Below are 24,458 nucleotides of genomic sequence, written 5' to 3'. Positions count from 1 at the left end.
CGCTCAGTCCTGCCTGCGCGCCCGGCTGGGCTGCACCCGCAGCGGTTCGCCGGGCATCTTCGGGTACTCCGGCGGGTACGGCAGGTCCCCCAGCCCCCGCTCGGCCTCGTCCTCGGCGTACCACTCCAGCGCGGTCGCGCAGCTCCCCCGCTCCTCGCCCGCACCGGCGTGCGGGTCCCCGTGGCGCTCCAGCAGCCCGGGCACGGTGCGCAGGGTGAACGCGGCCGGGTCGACCTCGCCGAGGTCGTCCCAGGTGACGGGCATGGAGACCGTCGCGGCGGGCAGTCCGCGCACCGACCAGGCCGAGGCGATGGTGCGGTCGCGGGCGGCCTGGTTGTAGTCGAGGAACACCCGCTCGCCGCGCTCCTCCTTCCACCAGTCCACGGTGGCCAGCTCCGGGATGCGCCGGCAGACGCGGCGGGCGAGCGCGATCACGGCGTGCCGGACCTCGACGAAGTCCCACTCGGGCCGGATCGGGCAGGCGACGTGCACGCCCCGCCCGCCGGAGGTCTTGGCCCACCCGGTCAGCCCGGCCTCGGTGAGGACCTCGCGCAGCGTCTGCGCGACGACGACGGCGTCGCCGAAGTCGGTGCCCGGCTGCGGGTCGAGGTCGATGCGCAGCTCGTCGGGGTGGTCGGTGTCGGCGCAGCGGACCGGCCACGGGTGGAAGTCGAGGGTGTTGAGGTTCGCCGCCCACGCGATCGTCGCGGGCTCGGTGATCGACACCGACTCGGCGGTGCGCCCGCTGGGGAAGGTGACCGTGCAGGTGCGCACCCAGTCCGGGGCGCCCTTCGGGACGCGCTTGACGAAGAACGGCTCGCCGTCCACCCCGGAGTTGAAGCGCTTGAGGTTGGTCGGGCGGTCCCGCAGCGCGGCGGCCATCGGCTCCCCCACCGCGACGTAGTACTCGACCACCTCGCGCTTAGTCATGCCGAGCTCGCCGAACACGACCTTGTCCGGACTGGTCAGGCGGACGTCGCGGGGGCCGTCCGGCCCGTCCACCTGCAGCATCACGACCTCACGGCTCTCCACGCGGGCGAACCTACTCCTGACGACTATCGTGTGCCCATGACCTCCGACCGGTCCCCCCGGTTCGACGACGACCTGCTGGGCCTCGACCCCGAGGACCCGGAGGCGCGAGCGTTCGCCGAGCACCTCGACCGCATGCAGCGGGTGCCGTCGTGCTCGGTCGAGGGCTACATCCGCGGCGTGGGGGACTTCGCGGAGTCGGCGAACCGGCTCCGGGGGCCGCACCGCGCCGCCGCCGTCGGGGTGACGGTGCTGCTGCTGCTCGTCGCGGCCTGGGTCATCGCGAACGCGGCCGGGTTCGTCGTCGCCACCTGGGTCTGACGACCAGCGGCACACGACCGATCAACGGGTTACCGTGGATGCATGGGTCTGTTCAGCCGCAACACCACCACCTCCGACGCCGAGCTCCCGGCGGCGCCGGTGCAGAAGACCGACGAACAGTGGCGGGCCCAGCTCAGCCCGGAGGAGTACCAGGTGCTCCGCAAGGCCGGGACCGAGCGCCCGTTCACCGGTGAGTACACCGACACGACCACCACCGGCGTCTACCGCTGCCGGGCCTGCGGGGCCGAGCTGTTCCGCAGCGACTCCAAGTTCGAGTCGCACTGCGGGTGGCCGTCGTTCTTCACCCCGCTCGCGGGCGAGGCCGTCATCGAGCGCACCGACTCCACCCTCGGCATGACGCGCACCGAGGTGCTGTGCGCCACCTGCCACGGCCACCTGGGCCACGTGTTCGCCGGCGAGGGCTACGGCACCCCCACCGACCTGCGGTACTGCATCAACTCGGTGTCGCTGACCCTGGAGCCCGCCGAGTAACCCCCTGCGTCGCACTCATGGAGCTTCGGTTCGGCGGCACCGAACCAAAGCTCCATGAGTGCGATGCCGGGGCGGGCGCGGCGGGGCGAACGGGCAGGACCTCGAGGGCTCAGGGCAGGGACGCGACCAGGTCGCCGACCTCGACCCTCGGGCCGGTGTAGAACGGGATCTCCTCGCGCACGTGGCGGCGGGCCTCGGTGCCGCGCAGGTGCCGCATGAGGTCGACGATGCGGTACAGCTCGTCGGCCTCGAAGGCGAGGATCCACTCGTAGTCGCCGAGGGCGAAGGCCGGGACGGTGTTGGCGCGCACGTCGGCGTAGTCCCGGGCCTCCTTGCCGTGGTCGGCGAGCATCTTCCGCCGGTCCGCGTCGGGCAGCAGGTACCACTCGTAGGACCGGACGAACGGGTAGACGCACACGTAGCGCTTCGGGTCCTCGCCGGCCATGAACGCCGGGACGTGGCTCTTGTTGAACTCCGCCGGGCGGTGCAGCGCGGTCTGGCTCCAGACCGGCACGCTCGCCCGGCCGAGCGCGGTGGTGCGGCGCAGGTCGGAGTAGGCGGCCTGCAGCGACTCGATCTCCGAGGCGTGCCACCAGATCATGTAGTCGGCGTCGTGCCGCACACCGGCGAGGTCGTAGACGCCGCGGACGGTGACGTCCTTGTTGGCGAGCGAGTCGAGGTACTCGGTCGCCTCGCGGGCGGCGGCCGAGCGGTCGTCGCCGAGGCGGCCGGGCTCGACCCGGAAGACCGACCACATGGTGTAGCGGATGGTGTCGTTGATCGCTCTGACGTCCACGCGGGCCATGTCCGGCATGGTACGCGGCCGGTGAGGGTGCCCTCAGCGACCGGTGGCCACTGCGGGTGCGAGCCGCTCCGCGGCGGCCCGGGCGGTCGCGACACAGGCGGGGACGCCGACCCCGTGCAGCATCGACCCGGCGACCTCCAGGCCCCCGACGGCGGCGACGGCCGACTCCAGCGTGTTCACGACCGCGCCGTGCCCCACGCCGTACTGCGGCAGTCCGCCGCCCCAGCGCTGCACGACCGACGCGACCGGGACGGCGTCGACGCCGTCGAGGACGGCCAGGTCGGCACGCACACGGGCGACGAGTTCGGCGTCGTCGACCTGCAGGCTCGTCTCCTCGCCGAACCGGCCGATCGAGGCCCGGAGCCGGACCAGGCCGTCCTCGCCGAGGTGGGCCCACTTCGTCGACGCGTGGGTGACGCCCTTGACCGACAGCGGCTCGTCCGCGGCGACCAGGCAGCCGGAGGTGCCGGGCATGCCGGCCACGTCGGCCGCCCGGAAGGCGAGCGCGACGACGGCGGAGGAGGCGAGCTCGATCCGCCCGGCCGCGGCGGCGGCGGCCGGTGCGACCGGCTCCAGCAGCCGGCGGGCGGCGGGTGCGGGGACGGCGAGGACGACGGCGTCGACGTCGAGCGCCTCCGGCTGCGGGACCGGTCCGAGGACGAGCCGCCAGCCTTCGGGGCGGCGGTGCAGCTCCCGCACGGTGACGCCGGTGCGCACCCGGGCCCCGGACGCCGCGACGAGTGCGGCGACCACCTCGCGGTAGCCGCCGCGCACCGCGCCGAAGACCGGTCCGGCGGCCACCGGCTGCGGCACCGCGGACGGCTCGGCCCCGGTGCCGTACCCGGCGGCCGGCGGCCCGGTGGTACCGGCCCCGGCGGCCGGCGGCCCGGTGGTACCGCTCCCGGCGGCCGGCGGCGCGGTGGTGCCGCTCCCGGCGGGCGGCGGCGCGGTACCCCCGGTCCCCGCGGCGGGCGTCCCGGCGGCGAGGGTCCCGCCGCGCTGGCCGGACCCGGCCATCCCCGCGCTGGCGGCCTCGGTCAGCGACCCGGCCCCGGCGTCGAGCGCGGCGGCGAGCGCCGGGACGGTGGCGCGCAGGCCGAGCCGGTCGACCCGCCCGGCGTAGACACCGCCCAGCAGCGGGTCGGCGATCCGGTCGACGACCTCGGGTCCGAACCGGCGGCGCAGCAGCGCACCGAGCGCGACGTCGGTGCCGGGCTCCCAGTCCAGCGGCATGGACGGCTCGGCGGCGACCGCGGCCCGTCCGGCGTCGGACAGCACTCCCCCGAGGTCGGCGTCACGACCGGGCACGCCCATGAGGGTGCCGCGGGGCAGGCCGACGGTGCGTCCGCCGGCACGGATCGTCGCCGTCGCCGCGGTGGGGTGGGTGAGCGCGTCGGCCAGCCCGATCTCGGCCAGCAGCGCGGGGACCTCGGGGCGACGGGCGAGGAAGGCCTCGGCGCCGACGTCGAAGGGTGCCCCCGCGAGGTCGACGGTGCGCAGCACCCCGCCGAGCCGGTCACGCTGCTCCAGGACGACGATCTCGGCGGCCGGGCCGAGCAGCGTGCGCAGCCGCTGCGCGCAGGACAGACCGGAGACACCGCCGCCGACGACGGCGACGCGGGTCATCGTGACGGACGGTCGCCCGTCGGCCCGGCCACGGGCTGGGCGTGCACCGTCTCGACGGTCCGGGTGATCACGTCCGGGTCGGTGGGCGGCAGGACGCCGTGGCCGAGGTTGAACACGTGCCCGCGGGTGCGGGCCCCCTCGGCGGCGATCCGCACGACCTCGGCGTCGACGGCGTCCTGGCCGGCGAACAGCACGGCCGGGTCCAGGTTGCCCTGCACGGGCACCGCGCCACCGGCCCGGCGGGCCGCGACGTCGAGCGGGGTCCGCCAGTCGACGCCGATCACGTCGGCGCCGGCGTCGGTCATCGCGCCCAGGAGCTCGGCGGTGCCGACCCCGAAGTGGATCCGCGGCACGCCGGCCCCGGCGAGCGCGCCGAGCACGGCGGCGGAGTGCGGCAGCACGAACTCGCGGTAGTCGCGCTCGGACAGCGCGCCCGCCCAGGAGTCGAACAGCTGGACCGCGTCCACCCCGGCGGCGACCTGCTGCTGCAGGAACGTGCCGGTGAGCACGGCGAGCTTGCCGAGCAGGGCGTGCCACACGTCGGGGGCCGAGCGCATGAGGGACTTGGTCCGCTCGTGGTTGCGGCTCGGGCCGCCCTCGATGAGGTAGGAGGCGAGGGTGAACGGGGCGCCCGCGAACCCGATCAGCGGGACGCGGCCCAGCTCGGGCAGCAGCAGGCCGATCGCCTCGGTGACGCGCGCCACCTGCTCGGGCGCCAGCTCGGGCAGCGCCGCGACGTCGGCGGCGGTGCGGACCGGCGAGTCCACGACGGGCCCGGTGCCCGGCACGATGTCCACCCCGATGCCCGCCAGGTACAGCGGCACCACGATGTCGGAGAACAGGATGGCCGCGTCCATGTCGTGGCGGCGGACCGGCTGCAGGGTGATCTCGCAGGTCAGGTCCGGGGTGAGACACGCCTCGAGCATCGCGTTGTCCCGGCGCAGGGCCCGGTACTCCGGCAGCGAGCGACCCGCCTGGCGCATGAACCAGACCGGCAACCGCGACGGCGTCGCACCGCGCGCTGCGTCGAGGAACGGTGCTCCCGCGAGGTCGCGGCGGGCGGGGGGCGCGGAGACGATGCCTGCAGTCATGACCTCCTGATGATCCCACGCGGACCGGGCCGGTGCTCGGGCGCCCCGGCGCGCCTGCCAGGGACGACGGGTATCGCACCCTAGAGTCCGACGCCGTGCCGGACCCGAACTCACCACCACCAGCAGCGTTCCGCAGCGCGGTCCGCTCGCTCGCGTCGGTCCGACCGCGCCCCGAGCTCGTGGTGCGGCCGCTCGAGGCCCCGCCCCGGCTCGCGCCGTACAGCTGGGCGACCAGCGTCGAGGCCGACATCGGGCACCGCGGCGACGGGACCGACGACCTCGACGAGCCGGACACCTCCGGCCGGTTGATCCTGCTCCACGACCCCGACGGCCAGGAACGCTGGGAGGGCACCTTCCGGCTGGTCTGCTTCGTGCAGGCCCGGCTGGAGCCCGGCCAGCTCGGCGACGACATGCTGCCGCGGATCGGCTGGTCCTGGCTGACCGACGCGCTCGAGCACGCCGGCGCCGGGTTCACCGCGCTCGGCGGGACCGTCACCCAGACCTCGTCGGTCCGCTTCGGCGGGCTCAGCGGCGGCGGTGTCGGCCCCGGCGAGGGGCCGCCGCGGGAGGACGACGTCGAGCTGCGCGCCTCCTGGTCGCCCACGGAGAGCGACGGTGATCTGTCCCGACACGCCGTCGCGTTCGCGTCCCTGGTGTCGACCGCTGCGGGTCTGCCGCCGGTCGGCGCAGTGCCGTTGAGCCGATCACCCGGCTGAACGTCGCAGGTCAACGGCATGCGTCGGAGATCTTTCACCCGGAGGGGTGGGACCGCGCCCACATGCATGTAACTTTCCAGGCCGGAAAGACGAATGCACACCAGACGTTAGGCCGCATGGAGGGATACCATCTCTTCCATGGCACCCGCCCGGGCGGCCGAGCGCCACTCTCCGTCCCTCGGGTTCCGGTGTTGGTCGGGGGCGTACGACCGACTCCAGGAAGGTTGACGACGTGGCTGTACTTGGCCAGCAAGTGCCGGCGCAGAGCTCCGGCAGCACCACCCCAGGTGGCGCTCCGATCGGTGGAGCAGTGCTCTCGCCGGGGATCGTCCCGCAGCCGCGGGAGGAGCTGTTCACGGTTCTCGTCGTGGACGACCACCCGCTGCTCCGGGAGGCGATCGCCGGACGGCTGCGCTCCATGGGAGCCGGCACCGTGCACGAGGCCGCCTCGGTCACCGAGGCGCGGGCACGCGCCCACGCCGCGGGTCCCTGCGACCTCGCGATCCTCGACCTGACCCTGCCGGACGGCAGCGGGCTGGACCTGGTCAGCGAGCTCCGCTCGCTCGGCTGGAACCGGCTGGTCGTGCTCGCCTCCTCCGACGACCCGTACGCGGTCCGCTCGGCGTTCCAGGCCGGCGCGCAGGCGTACCTGCTCAAGTCGGCGTCGCCCTCGGTCGTGACCGACGGCGTCAAGCGGGTGCTCGACGGCGGCGTCTACGCCGACCCGACGGTCGCCCCGCTGCTCGCCACCGGGTCCCGCGTGCCGGGCACCGACAACACCCCGCGGGAGCTCTCGGCCCGCGAGGTCGAGGTGCTGCAGCTCGTCGCGGACGGCCAGTCGAACAAGGAGATCGGCGAGGCCCTGAACCTCTCCGCTCTCACGGTGAAGAGCCACCTCTCCCGGATCGGCCGCAAGCTCGGCACCGGCGACCGCGCCCAGATGGTCGCGCTCGCCATGCGCGCGGGGGTCATTCGCTGACTTCCGGAACCGGCGCCGCCGGCGGTACGGACACGACCCGGCCGCCGGTCTCGGCGACTCCGGACGGTTCACCCGATCCGGTACCGCTGCTCCGTCCCGCCGACGGCCTCCCCCCGGTCACCGCGACCCCCGACGACCTCGCCCGCGTGGCGGCGGCGATCGCCGGGGGCAGCGGCCCGGTCGCCGTCGACGCGGAGCGTGCCTCCGGCTTCCGGTACTCCCAGCGCGCCTACCTGGTGCAGCTGCGGCGGGCCGGGGCCGGGTCCGCGCTGGTGGACCCGATCCCGCTGCGCGGCGAGCTGGGCCCGCTCGCCGAGGCCCTCGGCGGTCCGGAGTGGGTCCTCCACGCGGCCTCGCAGGACCTCCCGTGCCTGGCCGAGCTGGACCTGCGGCCGGCGTCGCTGTTCGACACCGAGCTCGCCGGCCGGCTCGCCGGGCTGCCCCGGGTCGGGCTCGGCCCGATGGTGGAGAACCTGCTGGGCCTCGGGCTGGAGAAGGGGCACGGCGCGGCCGACTGGTCACGCCGCCCGCTCCCCGAGGACTGGCTGGTCTACGCCGCGCTGGACGTCGAGGTCCTCGTCGACCTGCGCGCGGTCCTGACCCGGATGCTCGACGAGCAGGGCAAGCTCGAGTGGGCCCGCCAGGAGTTCGAGGCGGTCCGCACGGCTCCCCCCGCGGCGCCGCGCGCGGAGCCGTGGCGGCGCACCTCCGGCATCCACAAGGTCCGCCGCCCCCGCCCGCTCGCCGCGGTCCGGGAGCTGTGGCAGGCCCGCGACTCCCTCGCCGCCGAGCGCGACATCGCCCCCGGCCGGGTCCTGCCCGACGCCGCGATCGTCGACGCCGCGGTGCGCAACCCCGACTCCCCGCAGGCACTGGCCGAGCTGCCGGTGTTCCGCGGACGCTCCCAGCGCAGGCTGGCCCGCTACTGGTTCGACGCCCTGCGCCGGGCCACCGACCTCCCCGAGGCCGAGCTGCCCCGCGGCGCCGCCACCACCGACGGCCCGCCGCCGGTGTCGCGCTGGGCCGACCGGGACCCCGACGCCGCGGCCCGGCTCGCCGCCGCCCGCGCGGCGCTGACCACGGTGTCCGAGCAGCACGACGTGCCGGTGGAGAACCTGCTGCAGCCCGACCTGCTGCGCCGGGTCTGCTGGACCCCGCCCACCGACGGCGACCTGCCGGCCGCCCTGGTCGCCGGCGGCGCCCGCCCCTGGCAGGTCGATCTCCTCGCCCCCCTGCTCGAACCGGCCCTGGCCACCCGCGCGAGCTGAGCCACCCGAGCGGCCGAGCCACCCGAGCGGGCCGAGCCCGCATCCCGGTGGAGCCACCCGCCCCGGGTGCCCCACGCCGGAACGGGTCGGCCCCCGGGTCAGCGGGCGAGGACCGGGGCCCCGCCGGAGGGCGCCGGGACGGTGCTGTCGTCGGGCAGCGTGACGTGCACCGCCAGTCCCCCTCCGAGTACCGCCTCGGCGTGCACGGACCCGCCGTGCGCGGTGGCGACCGACCGCACGATCGACAGCCCCAGCCCGGAGCCGCGGGTGTGGGCGGTGCGGGCCACCGGGCCCCGCCGGAACGGCTCGAACAGCTCGGCCACCCTGTCCGGGGCCAGCTCCGGCCCCGACGACGCGACCCGCAGCACGACCCCCGGCTCGGGCGTCCCGGTGCCGCAGCCGACCTCGATCCAGCCGCCGTCGCGGTTGTGCCGGACCGCGTTCTCCAGCAGGTTCGCCACCATCCGGCGCAGCAGCGGCTCGTTGCCCCGGGTCGTCGCGGGCCGTGGGTCGGTGCGCACGACCAGCCCGCGGACGGCGACGTCCCCGGTCACGGCCGCGAGCTCCGCGGCGACGAGCGCGGCCAGGTCCACCGGCACCCGGTCGGAGCCCGGCATCGCTCCCCCGGCCTCGGTGCGGGCGAGCAGCAGCAGCCCGCTGACCAGCTCGTCGCAGCGGCGGCCCGCCTCCCGGACGACCCCGGCCATCCGGCGCAGCTCGTCGGCGTCGGCGTCGGGCTCGGCCAGGGTGACGTCGATCTCGGTGCGCAGCACGGCCAGCGGGGTGCGCAGCTCGTGCCCGGCGTTGGCGACGAACCGCGACTGCGCGTCGAACGCGGCCTGCAGCCGGTCGAGCATCGCGTCGACGGCGGCGGCCAGCTCGGCGACCTCGCCGCGGGCACCGGCGAGCGCGACCCGTTCGTCCAGCGAGCTGGCCGAGAGCCGCGAGGTGGTCTCGACGACCCGGCGCAGCGGGTGCAGCACCCGCCCGACGAGCACCCACGACGTGACCGCTCCGGCCGCGACGACCAGCGGGAACGCGATCAGCCCGGCCCGCAGCACCTCCGCGCGGGCCGCCGCGGCGACCGCGTCGCGGGCGGTCTCGGCCGGTACCGCGACGCCGCCGACGACCACCGTCCCGGGCAGCGCCGGGGTGCCCGCGACCACCGCTCCGACCAGCATCCAGCCGAGCCAGAGCAGCAGCGCGGCGACCGCGGCGACGAGCGCGGTCGCGAGCAGCGTCAGCCGCGGCCGGAGGGCGCCCACGCCGTCACGCCGTGGGGGTCCCGTCGGCGGGCACCCGGTACCCCGCACCGACGACGGTGTCGATCAGGCCCGGCGCGCCGAGCTTCTTGCGCAGGGTCATGACGGTGACCCGCACCGTGGTGGTGAACGGGTCGGCGTTCTCGTCCCACACGCGTTCGAGCAGCTCCTCCGACGACACCACGGCCCCGCCCGCGGCGAGCAGGACCTCCAGCACGCCGAACTCCTTGCGGGTCAGCTCGACCGGCCGCCCGGACCGCAGCACGGTGCGCCGGGCCGGGTCCAGCACGACGTCGCCGGCCCGCAGCGTGGGCGGCACCGCCGGGGTCGCCCGACGACCGAGCGCCCGGACCCGGGCGACCAGCTCGGGGAAGTCGAACGGCTTGGCCAGGTAGTCGTCGGCGCCGCGGGACAGGCCCTCGACCTTGTCGGCCGGGGTGCCCGACGCGGTGAGCATCAGCACCCGGGTCAGGCCGCCCGCGGCGACGAGCTCGTCGCACAGGTCGTCGCCGCTGCGGCCGGGCAGGTCCCGGTCGAGGACGGCGACGTCGTAGCGGGTCACCGACAGCTTCTCCGAGCCCTCGTCGCCGTCGTAGGCCACGTCGACGGCCATCCCGTCCCGGCGCAGGCCGCGCACGACGGCGTCGGCCATCGCCGGCTCGTCCTCGACGACGATGACGCGCATCAGCGGGTGCGCTCCCGCCCGGGAACGGCACCCTCGGGGGTCGAGGGGACCGCGGCGGCCGCCCACTCGATGATCCGGCGGGCCATGTCCTGCTCGGTCAGCCCGGTCGCGGCGAGCACGTCGTCGCGGCTGCCGTGCTCCAGGTACTCCTGGGGCAGCGCGAGGTCGCGCTGGCGCACGTCGAACTCGGCGGCGCGCAGCGCGTCGGACAGCGCGGAGCCGAACCCGCCGTGCGTGCCGCAGTCGGAGACGGTGACCACGAGCTGGTGGTCGGCGGCCAGGGTGAGCAGCTCCCGCGGGACCGGCAGCACCCACCGCGGGTCGACGACGGTGACGTCGACGCCCTGGTCGGCGAGCCGCCGGGCGACGGCGACACCGGACGTCGCGAACGCCCCGACGCAGACGAGCAGCACCTGCGAGCGCCCGTCGGACGGCTCGTGCAGCACGTCGACCCCGGCCGGCCCGTCGAGGCGGCGCACGGCGGGCACCGACGCGACGACCGACCCCTTGGGGTAGCGCAGCGCGGTGGGGCCGTCGGTGACCGCGGTGGCCTCGCCGAACTCCTCGCGCAGCGTGGCCTCGTCACGCGGGGCGGCGACCCGCATGCCGGGCACGATGCCCAGCAGCGACAGGTCCCACATCCCGTTGTGCGACGGGCCGTCGCTGCCGGTCACCCCGGAGCGGTCGAGAACCAGGGTGACGCGCTCGCGGTGCAGCCCGACGTCCATGAGCAGCTGGTCGAAGCCGCGGTTGAGGAAGGTCGAGTACAACGCGACGACGGGGTGCCGCCCGGCCCGGGCGAGCCCGGCGGCGGTGGTGAGCGCGTGCTGCTCGGCGATCCCGACGTCGACGATCCGGTCCGGGTGGGCGGCCGCGAACGGCGCGAGCCCGGTCGGGCCGAGCATCGCCGCGGTGATCGCGACGACGTCGGTGCGCCGGGACCCCAGCGCCACCATCTCCTCGGCGAACACGTCGGTCCAGCCGGTGACCGGGGTGCCGGTGGGCAGGCCGGTCTCCGGGTCGAACGCGGCCGGGCTGTGCATCTGCTCGGCCTCGTCGTTCTCCGCGGGCGGGTAGCCGTTGCCCTTGCGGGTGACCGCGTGCACGATCACCGGGCCGCCGAAGCGCTTGGCCCGGCGCAGCGCGGACTCGAGCTGGCCGATGTCGTGGCCGTCGACCGGACCGAAGTACTTGAGCCCCAGGTCGGAGAACAGCTCCTGCGGGGCGAGGGCGTCCTTCACCCCGGCCTTGAAGGCGTGCAGGCCGGCGTAGAGCGCGGGCCCGACGACGGGGGTGCCGCGGACGGTCCGCTTGCCGGCCTCCAGCACGCGCTCGTACCCGGGCCGCAGCCGCAGCGACGCGAGCCGGTCGGCGAGACCGCCGATGGTCGGCGAGTAGGAGCGGCCGTTGTCGTTCACGACGATCACCACGTTCCGGTCCTCGCCGGCCGCGATGTTGTTGAGCGCCTCCCAGGCCATGCCACCGGTCAGCGCGCCGTCCCCGATCACGGCGACGACGTGCCGGTCCACACCGGTCAGGGCGTGTGCCCGGGCGATCCCGTCGGCCCAGGACAGCGACGACGACGCGTGGCTGGACTCCACGTGGTCGTGCTCGGACTCGACGCGGCTCGGGTAGCCCGACAGCCCGCCGGCCTTCTTCAGCCGGTCCCAGCCCTCCTGACGGCCGGTCAGCAGCTTGTGCACGTAGGCCTGGTGTCCGGTGTCCCAGATCAGCGTGTCCTGCGGGGACTCGAAGACCCGGTGCAGGGCGATGCTCAGTTCGACCACACCCAGGTTGGGCCCCAGGTGACCACCGGTGCGGGACACCGCCTTGATCAGGAACCCACGGATCTCGGCCGCGAGCGAGGTCAGCTCCTCCGGCCCGAGGCCGCGCAGATCGGCCGGGCGCCGGATCGCCGAGAGTCCCCGGTTCGTCGTCACGTACTGCCTCCTCGCCGCCGGCCCTGCTCGGGCGTCCTCCACCACGGAGGACCGGCATCGACTCGTGGTCCCACTCTACGGACCGGTAGCCGAGGCGACCCGATGGCACTGCCGGGCGCGGCGGGCGTCGTCCGTCACCCGAACGGGGCCCGCCGCGTCCCGTGCTGCGACGCGGTACGTCCACGGTTCTCACCAACCCCAGTTGCGCATTGTCGATCTCCTTTCGCACTCGGACCCACAGTTGATCGACACAATGGCCGCGGCACTTACCACGGACGCGTTCACCAACCCCAGTTGCGCATGGAGCACCCCTTTCCTGATCGACATCCCGCACGTCGTGGCGCCGTGGTGACGTGACGACACGGCAATTACCGGCATACCGACATGGTCTCGCACGTATTCGCCGGTGCCGCCGCCGAAAAGGGTGACCCGCCGTCGACGGACGAACAAACCAGGGGGCACCATTGCGATATCAACAATCACCGGCTCGGCCGTACGGCCTGTACCGAGCGTGATCGGAACACTCGTTCGAGCTGCTACGGCGCGATGACGAAGCCGTATCGATCACTGAAAGCGACGGGTGCGGCTAGGATCACGGAGGACCGGGACGCCCGTCCCGGTCGCGGACGGGCAGGATCGGGTGGAACGACGCCGGCGAGGGAGGGACGTATGGCCCCGGAACCGGTCCGGTTGCACCACGTCACCCGCTGGCCCGTCTGGTCCATCCCCGGACGGCTGCTCGGACCGGTCCTGGCCGTGGAGCTGCTGGCGGTCTGCCTCGTCCTCGCCGGGCTGCTGGACCCGCCGCGGCTCGACCACTCCACGCTGGTGCTGCTGGCCACGCTGACGGTGGCCGGGATCCTGCACACCGAGGTCGTGGCCGGCGTCGAACGCATCCGGCGCTACACCGCCGAGACCCACCACGTGAACCTGACCTCGGTCTGGACCTTCGCCTCGGCCCTTCTGCTGCCACCGGTCCTGGGCGCCTTCGTGGTGGTCGTGGTCTACACCCACCTCTACGTCCGGGTGCTGCGGCCGGTGCCGCCCCCGGACCGCAGGCCGGTCTACCGCGAGGTCTACAGCACCGCGACGGTGATCCTCTCCGTGCACGCCGCGGCCGGGGTGCTCGCCGCGACCCGGCCCGGTGAGCTCTACGGCAGCCTGCCCGGCACCGTCGCACTGCTGCTCGCGCTCCTGACCTACACCGTCGTCAACACCTGCCTGGTGCTCGGCGTGGTCGCGGTGGCCAGCCCGGACACCCGGGTGGTGCGGATCCTGTTCGGCGGCGACGAGCTCACCCTGGAGCTGGCGACCCTCTGCCTGGGGGCGCTGACGGCGGGAGCGCTGGCCGCGAGCGGCCCGTTCGTCGCGCTGCTCGCGGTGCCGCCCATCCTGGCTCTGCACCGCACGATCCTGGTCAGGCAGCTGCGCGAACGCGCCGACACCGACTCCAAGACCGGGCTGCTCAACCATGCGGCCTGGCACCTGCGCGGGACCCACGAGCTGACCCTCGCCGAACGCGAACGTCGGCCCGCGGCGCTGCTGATCCTCGACCTGGACCACTTCAAGGAGATCAACGACACCCACGGCCACCTCTACGGCGACCAGGTCCTCGCCGCCACCGCCCAGCTGCTGCGCGAGGAGCTGCGCGACCACGACCTCGTCGGCAGGTTCGGCGGGGAGGAGTTCGTCGTGCTGCTCCCCCGGCTCTCCGGGCACGACGGGCGCGAGGAGGTCCGGCAGATCGCCGAGCGCCTGCGCAGGCGGATCGCGGGCGACTCCGGTTCGGTGGCACCGCCGGACGGGGTCCCGGCCCAGCGCCTGCCCGCACCGTCCGCGGGCGTTCCCGGGACCGACGGTCGTCCGTCCCCCCGGACCGGGACCGGGATCACCGTCTCGATCGGCGGGGCGCTGTTCCCCGACGACGGCCACGCCCTGACCGGCCTGCTCGAGGTCGCGGACTCCGCGCTCTACGCGGCCAAGCGGGCCGGGCGCGACGCCGTGCGGATCGGGCGTCACACCTTCCCGGCCGAGCCCGAGCACGCCTGACGCTCCCCCGACCGACGCCGGTCCCGTCCGGGACGGCGCCGACCGGCCGTCACGACCCGGCGGCCGCTGCGACCCGGCGGCCCGGCGGCCGCTGCGACCCGGCGGCAGGGCAGCCCGGCCTGCACGGTGACCGGCCTGCACGGTGACCGACCTGCACGGTGGCCCGGCGTCTGCCACGGCCGACCCGGTCGCCGGAGGTCAGCGGCCGGGGACGCTCCCGTCGCGCCCGGTCCGGACCTGGTCGCGCCCGGCCCGCTTGGCCGCGTAGAGGGCGTGGTCGGCGATCTGCAGCAGCTCGTCGAGGGACTCGCCGTCGCCGCCGGTGACCGCGACCCCCACCGACACCGACAGGTCGCAGATGGTGATGCCGCCGCCCGGGCCGTCGACGTGCACGGCCAGCGACCGGACGGTCCGCCGGATGCGCTCGGCCGCGTTGTGGGCCAGCTCGCGCCCCTCCGGCCCCACCGGCAGCCCGGCCAGGAGGACCACGAACTCCTCCCCGCCGAAGCGCCCGACCGGGTCGACCTCGCGGACCTGTGCCTTCAGCGTCCCGGCGACGGCGGAGAGCACCTGGTCGCCGGCGAGGTGGCCGTAGCCGTCGTTGACGGCCTTGAAGTGGTCCAGGTCGAGGATCAGCACCGCGACGGCACCGCGCTGGCGCCGGGCCCGGGCGAGCGCCCGGTGCGCCCGGCCGCGCCACGCGACGGCGGTGAGCAGGTTGGTCTTGGCGTCGGTGTTCGCCCGCTCCTCCAGCTGCCGGATCAGCACCGCCCGGTGCAGCACCAGCAGCGGCGGGAGGACCAGCAGCACGAGCAGCACCTGGCGCTGCACGGCGAGCGCGGCCAGCACCGCCAGGCACAGCGTCGCACCCTCCAGAACGTAGTCGTCCCCGTCGCCGACCAGGAGTCGCCAGTCGGGGCGGTGCGGCGAGGACAGCGCCAGCGCGGTCGCGACGAGCAGCTGGTTGACCAGTCCGTAGACCACCATGGCCAGCAGCAGCGACAGGTAGCCGACCACCTGGCTCCCGCCGCCGACCCCCGCGGCCGCGGTGAGCGACTCGGGCGGGACGAGGACCGAGGCGGCCATCGCGGCGAGCACGACGGTCGCGGTGGTGTAGGCGTGCCGGTACAGCTGCGCACCGGCGGGGCGCCAGACCCGCCACCACAGGTGGCCGTAGACCACGACGACCACCAGGCCCGCCACCCCCGGCGGCAGCAGCAGCGCGGCCGCGAAGGTCCAGACCGTCGACAGGTCGAAGTAGGAGACGTGCGCGACCCGCCGGCGCACCCGCTCGATGCCGGTCGCCATCTCGGTGTGCACCGCGCCGAGCGCCGCGAGGCCGAGTGCGCCCAGTGCCAGCAGGCCGGTGTCGCGGTCCCACGGCAGCCGGGCCACGTCGGTCACGACGAGCACCACGGCGGTGAGCTCGACGAGCACCACCACGGCGAGCACCCGCGCCGGCAGGCCGCGGAAGGGCCAGCGGGGACGTTCGGGGGCCCCGCTCCGCATCCCGGTCACGGAGAGGTGGCCGAACGGACGGGTCCGGTGGGCACATCGCGTGCGTCCGACATCGTCGATGTCACCCGAACGGGTATGCTGGTTGTCGATTCGTCACGATGAGTGACGAGAAAGGCAGCGGTGCTGCCAGACCGGACGACAGGAGGTGACGTCGTGCGCAACCGAGGCTGGTGACCACCGGGAACCACGCGTGCCCGGGTCATGCGACCGCCCCCGGACCGGCCGACCGGAGCATCCGGACGGCACCGAGGGCGAGCAGGATCCCCACCGCACCGAACACACCGAGCGCCGTCGCGGGGGCGGTCCACTCGGCCAGCATCCCGCCGACGAGGACCGCGACCCCCTGGGTCGCCACGAGCCCGGCCGCCGCGACGCCCACGGCGCTCCCGCGCACCGCGCTCGGCGTGGCCCGAGCGAAGCCCGACTGGGCCGCGATCAGGCAGGCCGTGGCGCAGGCTCCCGACACCGCCCAGAGCGCGACCGCCTGCCACAGGCCGACCGCCAGCGGCGTCAGCGCGAGCGGCAGCGCCGCCCCGACGGCCAGCGGCACCAGGCCGCGCTCGCGCAGCCGGGCCGGCAGCACGTAGGCGACGACCAGAGCCCCCACCGCGCTGCCCGCCGGGTCGGCCGCCATCAGGAGCCCGGTCGACGCCGGACCCGCCCCGATCGCGACGGCGTAGGCCGCCGCCAGCGCCTCGGGCAGCACGAAGATGCCGAGCATCCAGGCCATGAGGGCCAGCGAGCGCCGCCGGGGGTGGCCGAACACGACCGGCAGGCCGGCCAGCGCCGACCGCCACCAGGCGCCGGACCGGGCCGCCCACAGCGTCGCCGACCCGGGCCCCGCGGCGGCCGCGACCGCCGCGGACGCCGCGACGGGTCCGGCCGCGACCGCCGCGTGCCGGGACCGGACACCGAGGGCGACGAGCACCGCCGAGCCGACGAACGTCGCGGCGTCGACCAGCAGTGCGCCGCGCGGGGTCAGCGTCGCGACGAGCAGACCGCCCCCCGCGAAGCCCACCACCTGCGCCACCTGCACCGAGACCTGGCGCAGCGCCAGGCCGCGGGCGAGCAGGTCACCGGACAGCAGGTCGGGCAGCAGGGCCGAGCGGGCCGCGGTGTGCGGGCCGCCCAGCAGGACGACCAGCACCAGCAGCGCCCCCAGGACCGGCAGCCCGGGACCGGGCACGGCCATGGCGACGACGAGACCGGCCCGGACCAGGTCGGTCCCGATCAGGAGCCGGCGACGGGGCCACCGGTCGGCGAGGTGCCCGAGCAGCAGCCCGCCGAGCAGAGCGGGCAGGAAGGTCAGCGCGTAGACCCCCGCCGACCATGCGACCGAGCCGGTCTCGTTCAGGACCAGGACGGTCAGCGCGACCCGCGCGACCTGGTCGCCGGCCACCGAGAGGACCTCCGCGGTCCACAGCGCACGGAAGTCGCGCACCGAGAAGGGGCCGCGGGCGGCGGCGGGGCCGCGACGGCCGTCGTCCCCCGTCCCGGAGCCGCCGCGCTCGGCCATCGGCGTGGGGTCCCTTCGGAGTCCGGCGTGGGTGGCCCGCCGCGGACCGGCACCCGACCTCGGCGCGGGGCCTACCACCTCGGCGTCGGCGGCGGGCAGGAGTTCCCGTCGAGACTAGGTACCCCCCGCCCGGTCGTCGCCCCGGATCATCCGCGTGAAGCCGGGCGGCGCAACCACGGCGGCGAACGGCGTATGAGCGGCGTCACAGATCCGCCACGTGCGCCGCCCTCGACGGCGGACGGTCGACGGCAAGCGGTCGACGTGATCGTCACGCCACGGTCCGCACCGGACTCAGAGCAGGTCCGCGACGTGGACCGTCTCGTTCACCGTCCGGACCCTGCGCATCCCGTCGCGCGCGCACACCACCCGCGAGATCCCGACGTAGTCCAGCGGGAACGGCAGGTCCCGTCCGACGCCCAGCACCTCGGCGAGGTAGGCGTTGACCACACCGGCGTGCGCGACGACGACCACCGTCGCCCGACCCGGGTGCGCCGCGACGACCTCCTCGATCCCGGCGCACACCCGGGACCGGAACGCGGCGCCGTCGACGTGCTCGGGCAGGTGCCCGGCCCGCATCCGCCCCCACGCCGCCGGATCGGCCTGCGCCATCCGGGCGACCGGGATGTAGAGCGAGCGTTCGGCGTCGTACTCGCGCAGGTCGGAGCGGGTGTGCGGGGTGAGACCGCGCTCGCGTGCGAGCGGCTCGGCGGTCTGGACCGCGCGGAGCATCGTGCTGGTGTGCAGCGCGTCGACCGGGGTGCCGGCCAGCGCGTCGACCAGCCGGGCCGCCTGGTCCCGGCCCCGCGGCGCGAGGCCCGGGTCGGCGTGGGTGCCGTCGTCGTGCTCGACGGCCTCGGGCAGCGCGTGCCGGACGAGCAGCAGGTGCACCCGCTCAGCCCGGGACGTGCGCGTCGTTCCCGGCGGCCCGCAGCGCCGAGCGCAGGGCCTCGGCGTGCCCGTCCTGCTCGGCGCCGTCGACGGTGGCGGCCGCGTTCGCGAAGTCGAAGGCCCGCATGTCCCAGGCCGGGAACACGTGGACGTGCACGTGGGGCACCTCGAACCCGGCGACCAGCAGCCCGACCCGGGGCGGCGACCAGATCTCCCGCACCGCGAGCCCGACGGTCCGCGACACCTCGGTGAGGTGGGCGACCAGGCCGGCGTCGGCGTCGACCCACTGGTCGACCTCCGCGCGCGGCACGACGAGGGTGTGCCCCGGGCCGAGCGGGTTGATCGACAGGAACCCGACGCACTGCTCGTCGGCCCAGACGAACCGGCCCGGGATCTCGCCGTTGATGATCTTCGTGAAGACGGTGGTCACGGATCCGGACCCTAGTGGCCCGCGGCGCCGGGTGAGGAACGGCGGGCGCGGGCCCCCCGGCCGCCCTAGGATTTCGGGCATGCCCCGCACCATCGCCCGCAGTGACCGCGTCGACCGGGACGAGCTGCTCGAGTTCGTCCGTCCCCGGCATCACATGGTGCTGATGACCACCCGATCCGACGGCGGCGTGCAGGCCTCCCCGGTCACCGGCGGCGTCGACGACGACGGGCGCATCGTGATCGCCACCTACCCCGAGCGCGCCAAGTCGGCCAACGTCGCGAAGGCCGGCAGGGCCGCGGTCGTCGTGCTGAGCGAGGAGTTCGACGGCGCCTGGGTGCAGGTCGAGGGCGACGCCGAGCTCATCACGCTGCCGGACGCGCTCGAGCCGCTGGTCGACTACTTCCGTGCCGTCTCCGGCGAGCACCCGGACTGGGACGAGTACCGCCGCGCCATGTCCGACCAGGGGAAGGCCCTGATCCGCATCACCCCGACCCGGTGGAGCCCGGTCGCCACCGGCGGCTTCCCCGCCCGACTCGCCGACTCCTGACCGTTCCTGGGACGATCGACCGCCCCCGTCCGGAGCTGCTGCGGACGCGGAGGTGATGTGGCGTGGACCGCCGACGGTCCCGTCCACCATGTGGCAACGGTGCCCGCCCGACACAGTGTGAGCGTGCCCGCGGCCTGCGGCCGGGGCGCGCGACGAGAGGACGCAGACGATGCAGGCCTGGCCCGGGCACGCCTACCCGTTGGGTGCCAGCTACGACGGCACCGGCACCAACTTCGCGCTGTTCTCCGAGGTCGCCGAGGCCGTGGAGCTGTGTCTCTTCGAGCCCGACCCGGACGCCCCCGGCGGCCTCGCCGAGACCCGGGTGGCGCTGACCGAGGTCGACGGCTTCGTCTGGCACGGCTACCTGCCCGGCATCGAGCCCGGCCAGCGCTACGGCTACCGCGTGCACGGCCCCTACGACCCCGCCCAGGGCCTGCGCTGCAACCCGAACAAGCTGGTCATCGACCCCTACGCCAAGGCCCTCGACGGCCCGGTGGACTGGGACGAGGCCGTGTTCGGCTACAACTTCGGCGATCCGGACTCGCGCAACGACACCGACTCGGCGCCGCACGTGCCCAAGTCGGTCGTGGTGAACCCGTTCTTCGACTGGGGCTCGGACCGCCCGCCGAAGATCCCCTACAACGAGACCGTCGTCTACGAGGCGCACGTGCGGGGCCTGACGATCCGGCACCCGGACGTCGAGGAGGACCTGCGGGGCACCTACTCCGGCGTCGCGCACCCGGCGATGATCGAGCACTACAAGCGGCTCGGGGTCACCGCCGTCGAGCTGATGCCGGTGCACGAGTTCGTGCAGGACCACCACCTCACCGAGAAGGGCCTGTCGAACTACTGGGGCTACAACACCATCGGCTTCCTGGCCCCGCACCACGCCTACTCGGCCGGCTCGGTCCGGTCCGGGTCGCAGGTCGCGGAGTTCAAGGCGATGGTCCGCGACCTGCACGACGCGGGCATCGAGGTCATCCTCGACGTGGTCTACAACCACACCGCCGAGGGCTCGGACATGGGTCCGACGCTGTCCATGCGCGGCATCGACAACCACGCCTACTACCGGCTGGTCGACGACGACGCCCGCTACTACATGGACTACACGGGCACCGGGAACTCGCTCAACGTCCGCAACCCGCACACCCTGCAGCTGATCATGGACTCGCTGCGGTACTGGGTGACCGAGATGCACGTCGACGGCTTCCGCTTCGACCTCGCCTCGACCCTGGCCCGCGAGTTCTACGACGTCGACCGGCTGTCGACCTTCTTCGACCTCGTCCAGCAGGACCCGGTGATCTCGCAGGTCAAGCTGATCGCCGAGCCGTGGGACGTCGGTCCCGGCGGCTACCAGGTCGGCAACTTCCCGCCGCTGTGGACCGAGTGGAACGGCAAGTACCGCGACACCGTGCGCGACTTCTGGCGCGGCGAGGCCGGCACGCTCGGCGAGTTCGCGTCCCGGATCACCGGCAGCTCGGACCTCTACCAGGCCGACGGGCGCCGCCCGTTCGCCTCGATCAACTTCGTGACCGCGCACGACGGGTTCACCCTGGCCGACCTCGTCTCGTACAACGACAAGCACAACGAGGCCAACGGCGAGGACGGCAACGACGGCGAGAGCCACAACCGGTCCTGGAACTGCGGCGTCGAGGGCCCCACCGACGACGAGACCGTGCTGGAGCTCCGCGCCCGCCAGCAGCGCAACTTCCTGGCGACGCTGCTGCTCTCCCAGGGCACCCCGATGCTGCTGCACGGCGACGAGGCCGGCCGCACCCAGGGCGGCAACAACAACGTCTACTGCCAGGACAACGAGATCGCCTGGCAGGACTGGGAGGTCGCGGGCAAGCACGACGAGCTGACCACCTTCACCGCGGGCGTCGCCGCGCTGCGGCACGCGCATCCGGTGTTCCGACGGCGCCGCTTCTTCGCGGGCCGCCCGATCGGCCGGTCCTCCACCAGCGAGGACGTCGCCGACATCGGCTGGTTCACCCCGGCCGGGCGGGAGATGAGCGAGGAGGACTGGGACAACGACCTGGGCCGCTCGGTGGTCGTGTTCCTCAACGGCAGCCAGATCGCCGACGTCGACCAGCGCGGCCAGCGGATCGCCGACGACTCGTTCCTGCTCTGCTTCAACTCCTTCTGGGAGGACATCGACACCACGCTGCCGCCCGCCGAGTTCGGGCAGGCGTGGGAGATCGTCGTCGACACCCACTCGGGCGAGGTGCACCCGCCGAACGGCACCGGGGTCACCGCGCCCGACCTCGACCCGGTCTCCGCGGGCTCGGTGCTGACCCTGCCCGCCCGTTCCCTGCTCGTCCTGCGATCGAAGGGCTGAGGCGTGACCCGCCTTCCGGGATCGACCTACCGGCTGCAGCTGTCGGCCGACCAGACCTTCGCCGACGCCGCCGCGCTGACCGGCTACCTGGACCGGCTGGGGATCGGGGCGCTCTACGCCTCGCCCCTGCTCGAGTCCACGGCCGGCTCCACCCACGGCTACGACGTGACCGACCCGACCCGGGTCTCCGGTGAGCGCGGGGGCGAGCAGGGGCTGCGGTCGCTGCTCGGGACCCTGCGCGAGCACGGGCTGACGATGCTGATCGACATCGTGCCCAACCACGTCGGCGTCGCGAAGCCCGCGGAGAACCCGTGGTGGTGGGACGTGCTCACGCACGGCGAGGCGTCGCGGTGGGCGGGGCACTTCGACGTCGACTGGGGCGCCGGGCCGATCCTGCTGCCGGTGCTCGACGCCGACGAGGAGAAGGCGCTCACGGAGCTCTCGGTGACCGACGGCGAGCTGCGCTACTACGAGCACCGCTTCCCGGTCGCGCCCGGCACCGGCGAGGGCACCGCGCAGGAGGTGCACGACCGCCAGCACTACCGGCTCGTGTCCTGGCGGCGCGGCGCCGCCGAGCTGACCTACCGGCGGTTCTTCGACGTCAGCGACCTCGCCGCGGTCCGGGTCGAGGACCCGGCGGTGTTCGCCGACGCCCACCGCACCGTGCTCGACCTGGTGCGTTCCGACGACACGATCGTCGGGCTGCGGGTGGACCACCCCGACGGGCTGTCCGACCCGGGCGGCTACGCGCGCCGGCTGCGCGCCGAGCTCGGCCCGGGCCGGTGGCTGCTCGTCGAGAAGATCCTCGGGGTCGGCGAGGAGCTGCCGATCTCCTGGCCGGTCGACGGCACCACCGGCTACGAGGCGCTGCGCGAGGTCTGCGGGGTGCTCGTCGACCCGGACGGGGCGGGGCTGCTCACCCAGTTCGCCGCCGAGCACACCGGGGAGAAGCGCTCCGCGCACGCCGTCGAGGACGACGGTCGCCACCTCGTCGTCCGGGAGGTCCTGGTCGCGGAGGTGCGCCGGATCGCCGACGCCTTCCGCGCGGGCCCCGGCGCCGACTCCGGCACCACCGGGCTCGACCTCGCCGACGTCGCCGCCGAGGACCTGCACGACGCGGTCGCCGAGCTGCTGTGCGGGTTCCCGGTCTACCGCTCCTACCTCACCCCGGAGATCACCGAGGGCCGGGCGGCCGCCGACACCGCGGTCGCGGTGGCGCGCACCCGTCGCCCCGACCTGGCCGCCGTGCTGGGCGCGCTGCACTCCGGGCTGGTCCGCGAGCCCGGGTCGGACTACGCGACCCGGCTGCAGCAGACCTCCGGGATGGTCACCGCGAAGGGCGTCGAGGACACCGCCTTCTACCGGTACAACCGGCTCGTCGCGCTGAACGAGGTCGGGGGCGACCCGGCCCGGTTCGGGGTGACGCCCGGGGAGTTCCACACCGGGCTCGCCCGCCGGGAGGCCGGGCGGTCGCGCACCATGACCTCGCTGTCCACGCACGACACGAAGCGCTCCGAGGACGTCCGGGCTCGGCTCGCCGTGCTCGCCGAGCGTCCCGCGTCGTGGGCGGCGAAGGTCCGTGAGTGGTCGGTGCGCCACCCGCTGCCGGACCGGTCGCTGGAGCTGCTGGCGTGGCAGTCGCTGGTCGGGGCGTGGCCGATCCCGGCCGACCGGCTCGCGGGCTACCTCGGCAAGGCCGCCAAGGAGGCCAAGCTGGTGACCTCGCACATCGACGCCGTCGCCGAGGTCGACGAGGCGGTGGCGGCCTGGCCGGGGCAGGTGCTCGCCGACACCGAGCTCGTCGCCGAGATCGAGGCGTTCGTCGCGGAGATCGCCGAGCCCGGCTGGTCCAACTCGCTGGCCCAGAAGCTGCTGCAGATGGCCGGGCCCGGCGTGCCGGACGTCTACCAGGGCACCGAGCTGTTCGAGTACTCGCTGGTCGACCCGGACAACCGGCGCCCGGTCGACTGGGACGCCCGGCGCGCGATCCTGGAGCGTCTCGACACCGGCGAGCAGCCACCGGTCGACGGAGGCGGTGCGGCGAAGCTGCTGGTCACCTCGGCGACGGCGCGGCTGCGACGGTTCCGCCCGGAGCTGTTCAGCGGCTACGGCCGGGTCGACGCCCAGGGCACCGCGGCGGAGCACGCCGTCGCGTTCTCCCGCGGCGGGGGCGCGCTCGTCGCCGTCGCGACCCGGCTGCCCGAGGGGCTGGCCCGTCGCGGCGGGTGGGGCGACACCCGGCTGCCGCTGCCCGGCGGCTTCGACGACTGGCACGACATGATCGCGAACCGCCCGGTGGACGGTCCCGCGCCCGCGCTGTCGGACCTGCTCTCGCGCTACCCGGTCGCGCTGCTGGTGCGCCCGGCCTGACCCGCGACCACCGTGCCCCGGCCGCCGTCGGCGACCGGGGCACGCGCGTGTCCGGGGCTCAGGGCTCCTCGACGACGTGCACCGCGGCCTCCTCGGCCGAGGCACCGGCGCCGTCGATGCCGGCGTCACCCGCGACGAGGTCCTTCTCGCCGCCGTCGCTGCCGTCGAAGGACGCGTCGTCGACGGTGAGCCTGCCCGCCCGGGCGTCGCCGACCTCGTCGTCGCGCAGCTCGCCGTCGGTGCCGGGGGCGTCGCCGAGGTACTCCCCCGTCGCGTCGTCGACGTCGCGGTCCGGGCGCTCGGGGGCCGCCGGGTCGGTGGTGTCCCACGCGTCGGGGACCTCGTCGGCCAGCCGCTCGTCGAGGCTCTCGTCGTCGCGGGCGTTCCACGGCCGCTCGGGCGGCGAGTAGCCCTCGTCGAGCACGTCGGTCACGCCGCCGTACTCCAGCGTGTCCTCGGGCTGGAGCTGCGCGTCCTGGTCGAGGTCGTCGCCTGCGTCGGGGTCGCTCATCGGGGCAGCCTAGCGGCGCGTGACCCGGCCCACCCCCCGCCGGGCGCGCGCGGACCCCACCGGGTGCGGAAGGATCG

21 protein-coding genes are annotated in these 24,458 nt (G+C 74.8%); 9 read left to right on the top strand and 12 right to left on the bottom strand.

Translation table 11 applies throughout. From position 1 onward, the window contains the following. Positions 1-3: 3 nt before the first annotated feature. A complete protein-coding gene (ligD, locus tag WHI96_RS10475) occupies positions 4-1,011 on the bottom strand; it encodes a non-homologous end-joining DNA ligase (RefSeq protein WP_345649741.1) in 1,008 nt (335 codons plus the stop codon). A gap of 57 nt (positions 1,012-1,068) precedes the next feature. On the opposite strand from ligD, the gene WHI96_RS10470 reads away from it, so the two are divergent. After that, positions 1,069-1,350 carry a hypothetical protein gene (locus WHI96_RS10470; RefSeq protein WP_345649429.1) on the top strand — a complete coding sequence of 94 codons (282 nt, stop codon included), beginning with the start codon at positions 1,069-1,071 and terminating at the stop codon, positions 1,348-1,350. A gap of 42 nt (positions 1,351-1,392) precedes the next feature. Beyond that, on the top strand, positions 1,393-1,842 hold the full coding sequence (msrB, locus tag WHI96_RS10465) for a peptide-methionine (R)-S-oxide reductase MsrB (protein ID WP_345649426.1): 450 nt from the start codon (positions 1,393-1,395) through the stop codon (positions 1,840-1,842). Between the two features lie 109 nt (positions 1,843-1,951). Here the strand turns inward: msrB and hemQ are convergent, their stop codons facing one another. The 3 genes from hemQ to hemE are packed head-to-tail and all read right to left on the bottom strand — an operon-like array spanning position 1,952 to position 5,364. Continuing rightward, the gene (hemQ, locus tag WHI96_RS10460; protein WP_345649423.1) at positions 1,952-2,647 is read right to left on the bottom strand and encodes a hydrogen peroxide-dependent heme synthase; all 696 of its coding nucleotides are present in this window, start codon (positions 2,645-2,647) and stop codon (positions 1,952-1,954) included. Between the two features lie 33 nt (positions 2,648-2,680). After that, complete coding sequence (gene hemG, locus WHI96_RS10455) at positions 2,681-4,273, bottom strand: protoporphyrinogen oxidase (protein ID WP_349302366.1); 1,593 nt, start codon at positions 4,271-4,273, stop codon at positions 2,681-2,683. Then, positions 4,270-5,364 carry a uroporphyrinogen decarboxylase gene (hemE, locus tag WHI96_RS10450; RefSeq protein ID WP_345649417.1) on the bottom strand — a complete coding sequence of 365 codons (1,095 nt, stop codon included), beginning with the start codon at positions 5,362-5,364 and terminating at the stop codon, positions 4,270-4,272. The genes hemG and hemE overlap by 4 nt, the downstream gene beginning before the upstream one ends. A gap of 95 nt (positions 5,365-5,459) precedes the next feature. Here hemE and WHI96_RS10445 point away from each other — a divergent pair, with 95 nt between their 5' ends. From WHI96_RS10445 to WHI96_RS10435, 3 genes are all read left to right on the top strand, one after another. Continuing rightward, on the top strand, positions 5,460-6,080 hold the full coding sequence (locus WHI96_RS10445) for a DUF3000 domain-containing protein (RefSeq protein WP_100880307.1): 621 nt from the start codon (positions 5,460-5,462) through the stop codon (positions 6,078-6,080). Between the two features lie 325 nt (positions 6,081-6,405). Then, on the top strand, positions 6,406-7,059 hold the full coding sequence (locus tag WHI96_RS10440; RefSeq protein WP_033199956.1) for a LuxR C-terminal-related transcriptional regulator: 654 nt from the start codon (positions 6,406-6,408) through the stop codon (positions 7,057-7,059). A gap of 86 nt (positions 7,060-7,145) precedes the next feature. Next, positions 7,146-8,327 (top strand): HRDC domain-containing protein, encoded by a 1,182-nt coding sequence (locus WHI96_RS10435; protein WP_345649733.1) that lies wholly within the window; start codon positions 7,146-7,148, stop codon positions 8,325-8,327. 98 nt (positions 8,328-8,425) lie between these two features. Here the strand turns inward: WHI96_RS10435 and WHI96_RS10430 are convergent, their stop codons facing one another. The 3 genes from WHI96_RS10430 to dxs are packed head-to-tail and all read right to left on the bottom strand — an operon-like array spanning position 8,426 to position 12,214. Continuing rightward, positions 8,426-9,592, bottom strand: coding sequence for a sensor histidine kinase (locus WHI96_RS10430; RefSeq protein WP_345649412.1), 1,167 nt, complete (start codon positions 9,590-9,592; stop codon positions 8,426-8,428). Between the two features lie 4 nt (positions 9,593-9,596). Further along, a complete protein-coding gene (locus WHI96_RS10425) occupies positions 9,597-10,274 on the bottom strand; it encodes a response regulator transcription factor (RefSeq protein ID WP_043278510.1) in 678 nt (225 codons plus the stop codon). Then, positions 10,274-12,214 carry a 1-deoxy-D-xylulose-5-phosphate synthase gene (dxs, locus tag WHI96_RS10420; protein ID WP_345649405.1) on the bottom strand — a complete coding sequence of 647 codons (1,941 nt, stop codon included), beginning with the start codon at positions 12,212-12,214 and terminating at the stop codon, positions 10,274-10,276. The genes WHI96_RS10425 and dxs overlap by 1 nt, the downstream gene beginning before the upstream one ends. 669 nt (positions 12,215-12,883) lie before the next feature. Here dxs and WHI96_RS10415 point away from each other — a divergent pair. Continuing rightward, positions 12,884-14,263 carry a GGDEF domain-containing protein gene (locus WHI96_RS10415; RefSeq protein ID WP_345649402.1) on the top strand — a complete coding sequence of 460 codons (1,380 nt, stop codon included), beginning with the start codon at positions 12,884-12,886 and terminating at the stop codon, positions 14,261-14,263. Positions 14,264-14,461: 198 nt separating this feature from the next. On the opposite strand, the gene WHI96_RS10410 is transcribed toward WHI96_RS10415, so the two are convergent. From WHI96_RS10410 to WHI96_RS10395, 4 genes are all read right to left on the bottom strand, one after another. Continuing rightward, the gene (locus WHI96_RS10410; RefSeq protein WP_345649399.1) at positions 14,462-15,772 is read right to left on the bottom strand and encodes a GGDEF domain-containing protein; all 1,311 of its coding nucleotides are present in this window, start codon (positions 15,770-15,772) and stop codon (positions 14,462-14,464) included. Positions 15,773-15,980: 208 nt separating this feature from the next. After that, a complete protein-coding gene (locus tag WHI96_RS10405; RefSeq protein ID WP_345649397.1) occupies positions 15,981-17,297 on the bottom strand; it encodes an MFS transporter in 1,317 nt (438 codons plus the stop codon). 291 nt (positions 17,298-17,588) lie between these two features. Then, entirely contained in the window at positions 17,589-18,185 is a 597-nt protein-coding gene (locus WHI96_RS10400) for a histidine phosphatase family protein (RefSeq protein WP_345649395.1), read from the bottom strand. A 4-nt stretch (positions 18,186-18,189) separates the two neighbouring features. After that, on the bottom strand, positions 18,190-18,615 hold the full coding sequence (locus tag WHI96_RS10395; protein WP_345649393.1) for an HIT family protein: 426 nt from the start codon (positions 18,613-18,615) through the stop codon (positions 18,190-18,192). Positions 18,616-18,694: 79 nt separating this feature from the next. Between WHI96_RS10395 and WHI96_RS10390 the strand changes: the two genes are divergently transcribed. The 3 genes from WHI96_RS10390 (at position 18,695) to treY (ending at position 23,870) form a co-directional block, all read left to right on the top strand. Further along, complete coding sequence (locus WHI96_RS10390) at positions 18,695-19,162, top strand: PPOX class F420-dependent oxidoreductase (RefSeq protein ID WP_345649391.1); 468 nt, start codon at positions 18,695-18,697, stop codon at positions 19,160-19,162. A gap of 169 nt (positions 19,163-19,331) precedes the next feature. After that, entirely contained in the window at positions 19,332-21,500 is a 2,169-nt protein-coding gene (glgX, locus tag WHI96_RS10385) for a glycogen debranching protein GlgX (RefSeq protein WP_345649389.1), read from the top strand. Positions 21,501-21,503: 3 nt separating this feature from the next. After that, positions 21,504-23,870: a malto-oligosyltrehalose synthase gene (gene treY / locus WHI96_RS10380; RefSeq protein WP_345649387.1), complete on the top strand. Its 2,367-nt coding sequence runs from the start codon at positions 21,504-21,506 to the stop codon at positions 23,868-23,870. Positions 23,871-23,928: 58 nt separating this feature from the next. Here treY and WHI96_RS10375 read toward each other — a convergent pair whose 3' ends face one another. After that, positions 23,929-24,381: a DUF5709 domain-containing protein gene (locus WHI96_RS10375; RefSeq protein WP_345649385.1), complete on the bottom strand. Its 453-nt coding sequence runs from the start codon at positions 24,379-24,381 to the stop codon at positions 23,929-23,931. Positions 24,382-24,458: the final 77 nt, after the last annotated feature.

Origin of the sequence: Pseudonocardia tropica (assembly GCF_040105315.1) — a bacterium.
Classification (GTDB): Bacteria; Actinomycetota; Actinomycetes; order Mycobacteriales; family Pseudonocardiaceae; genus Pseudonocardia; species Pseudonocardia alni.
This window is presented reverse-complemented; position numbering and strand designations above follow the sequence as displayed.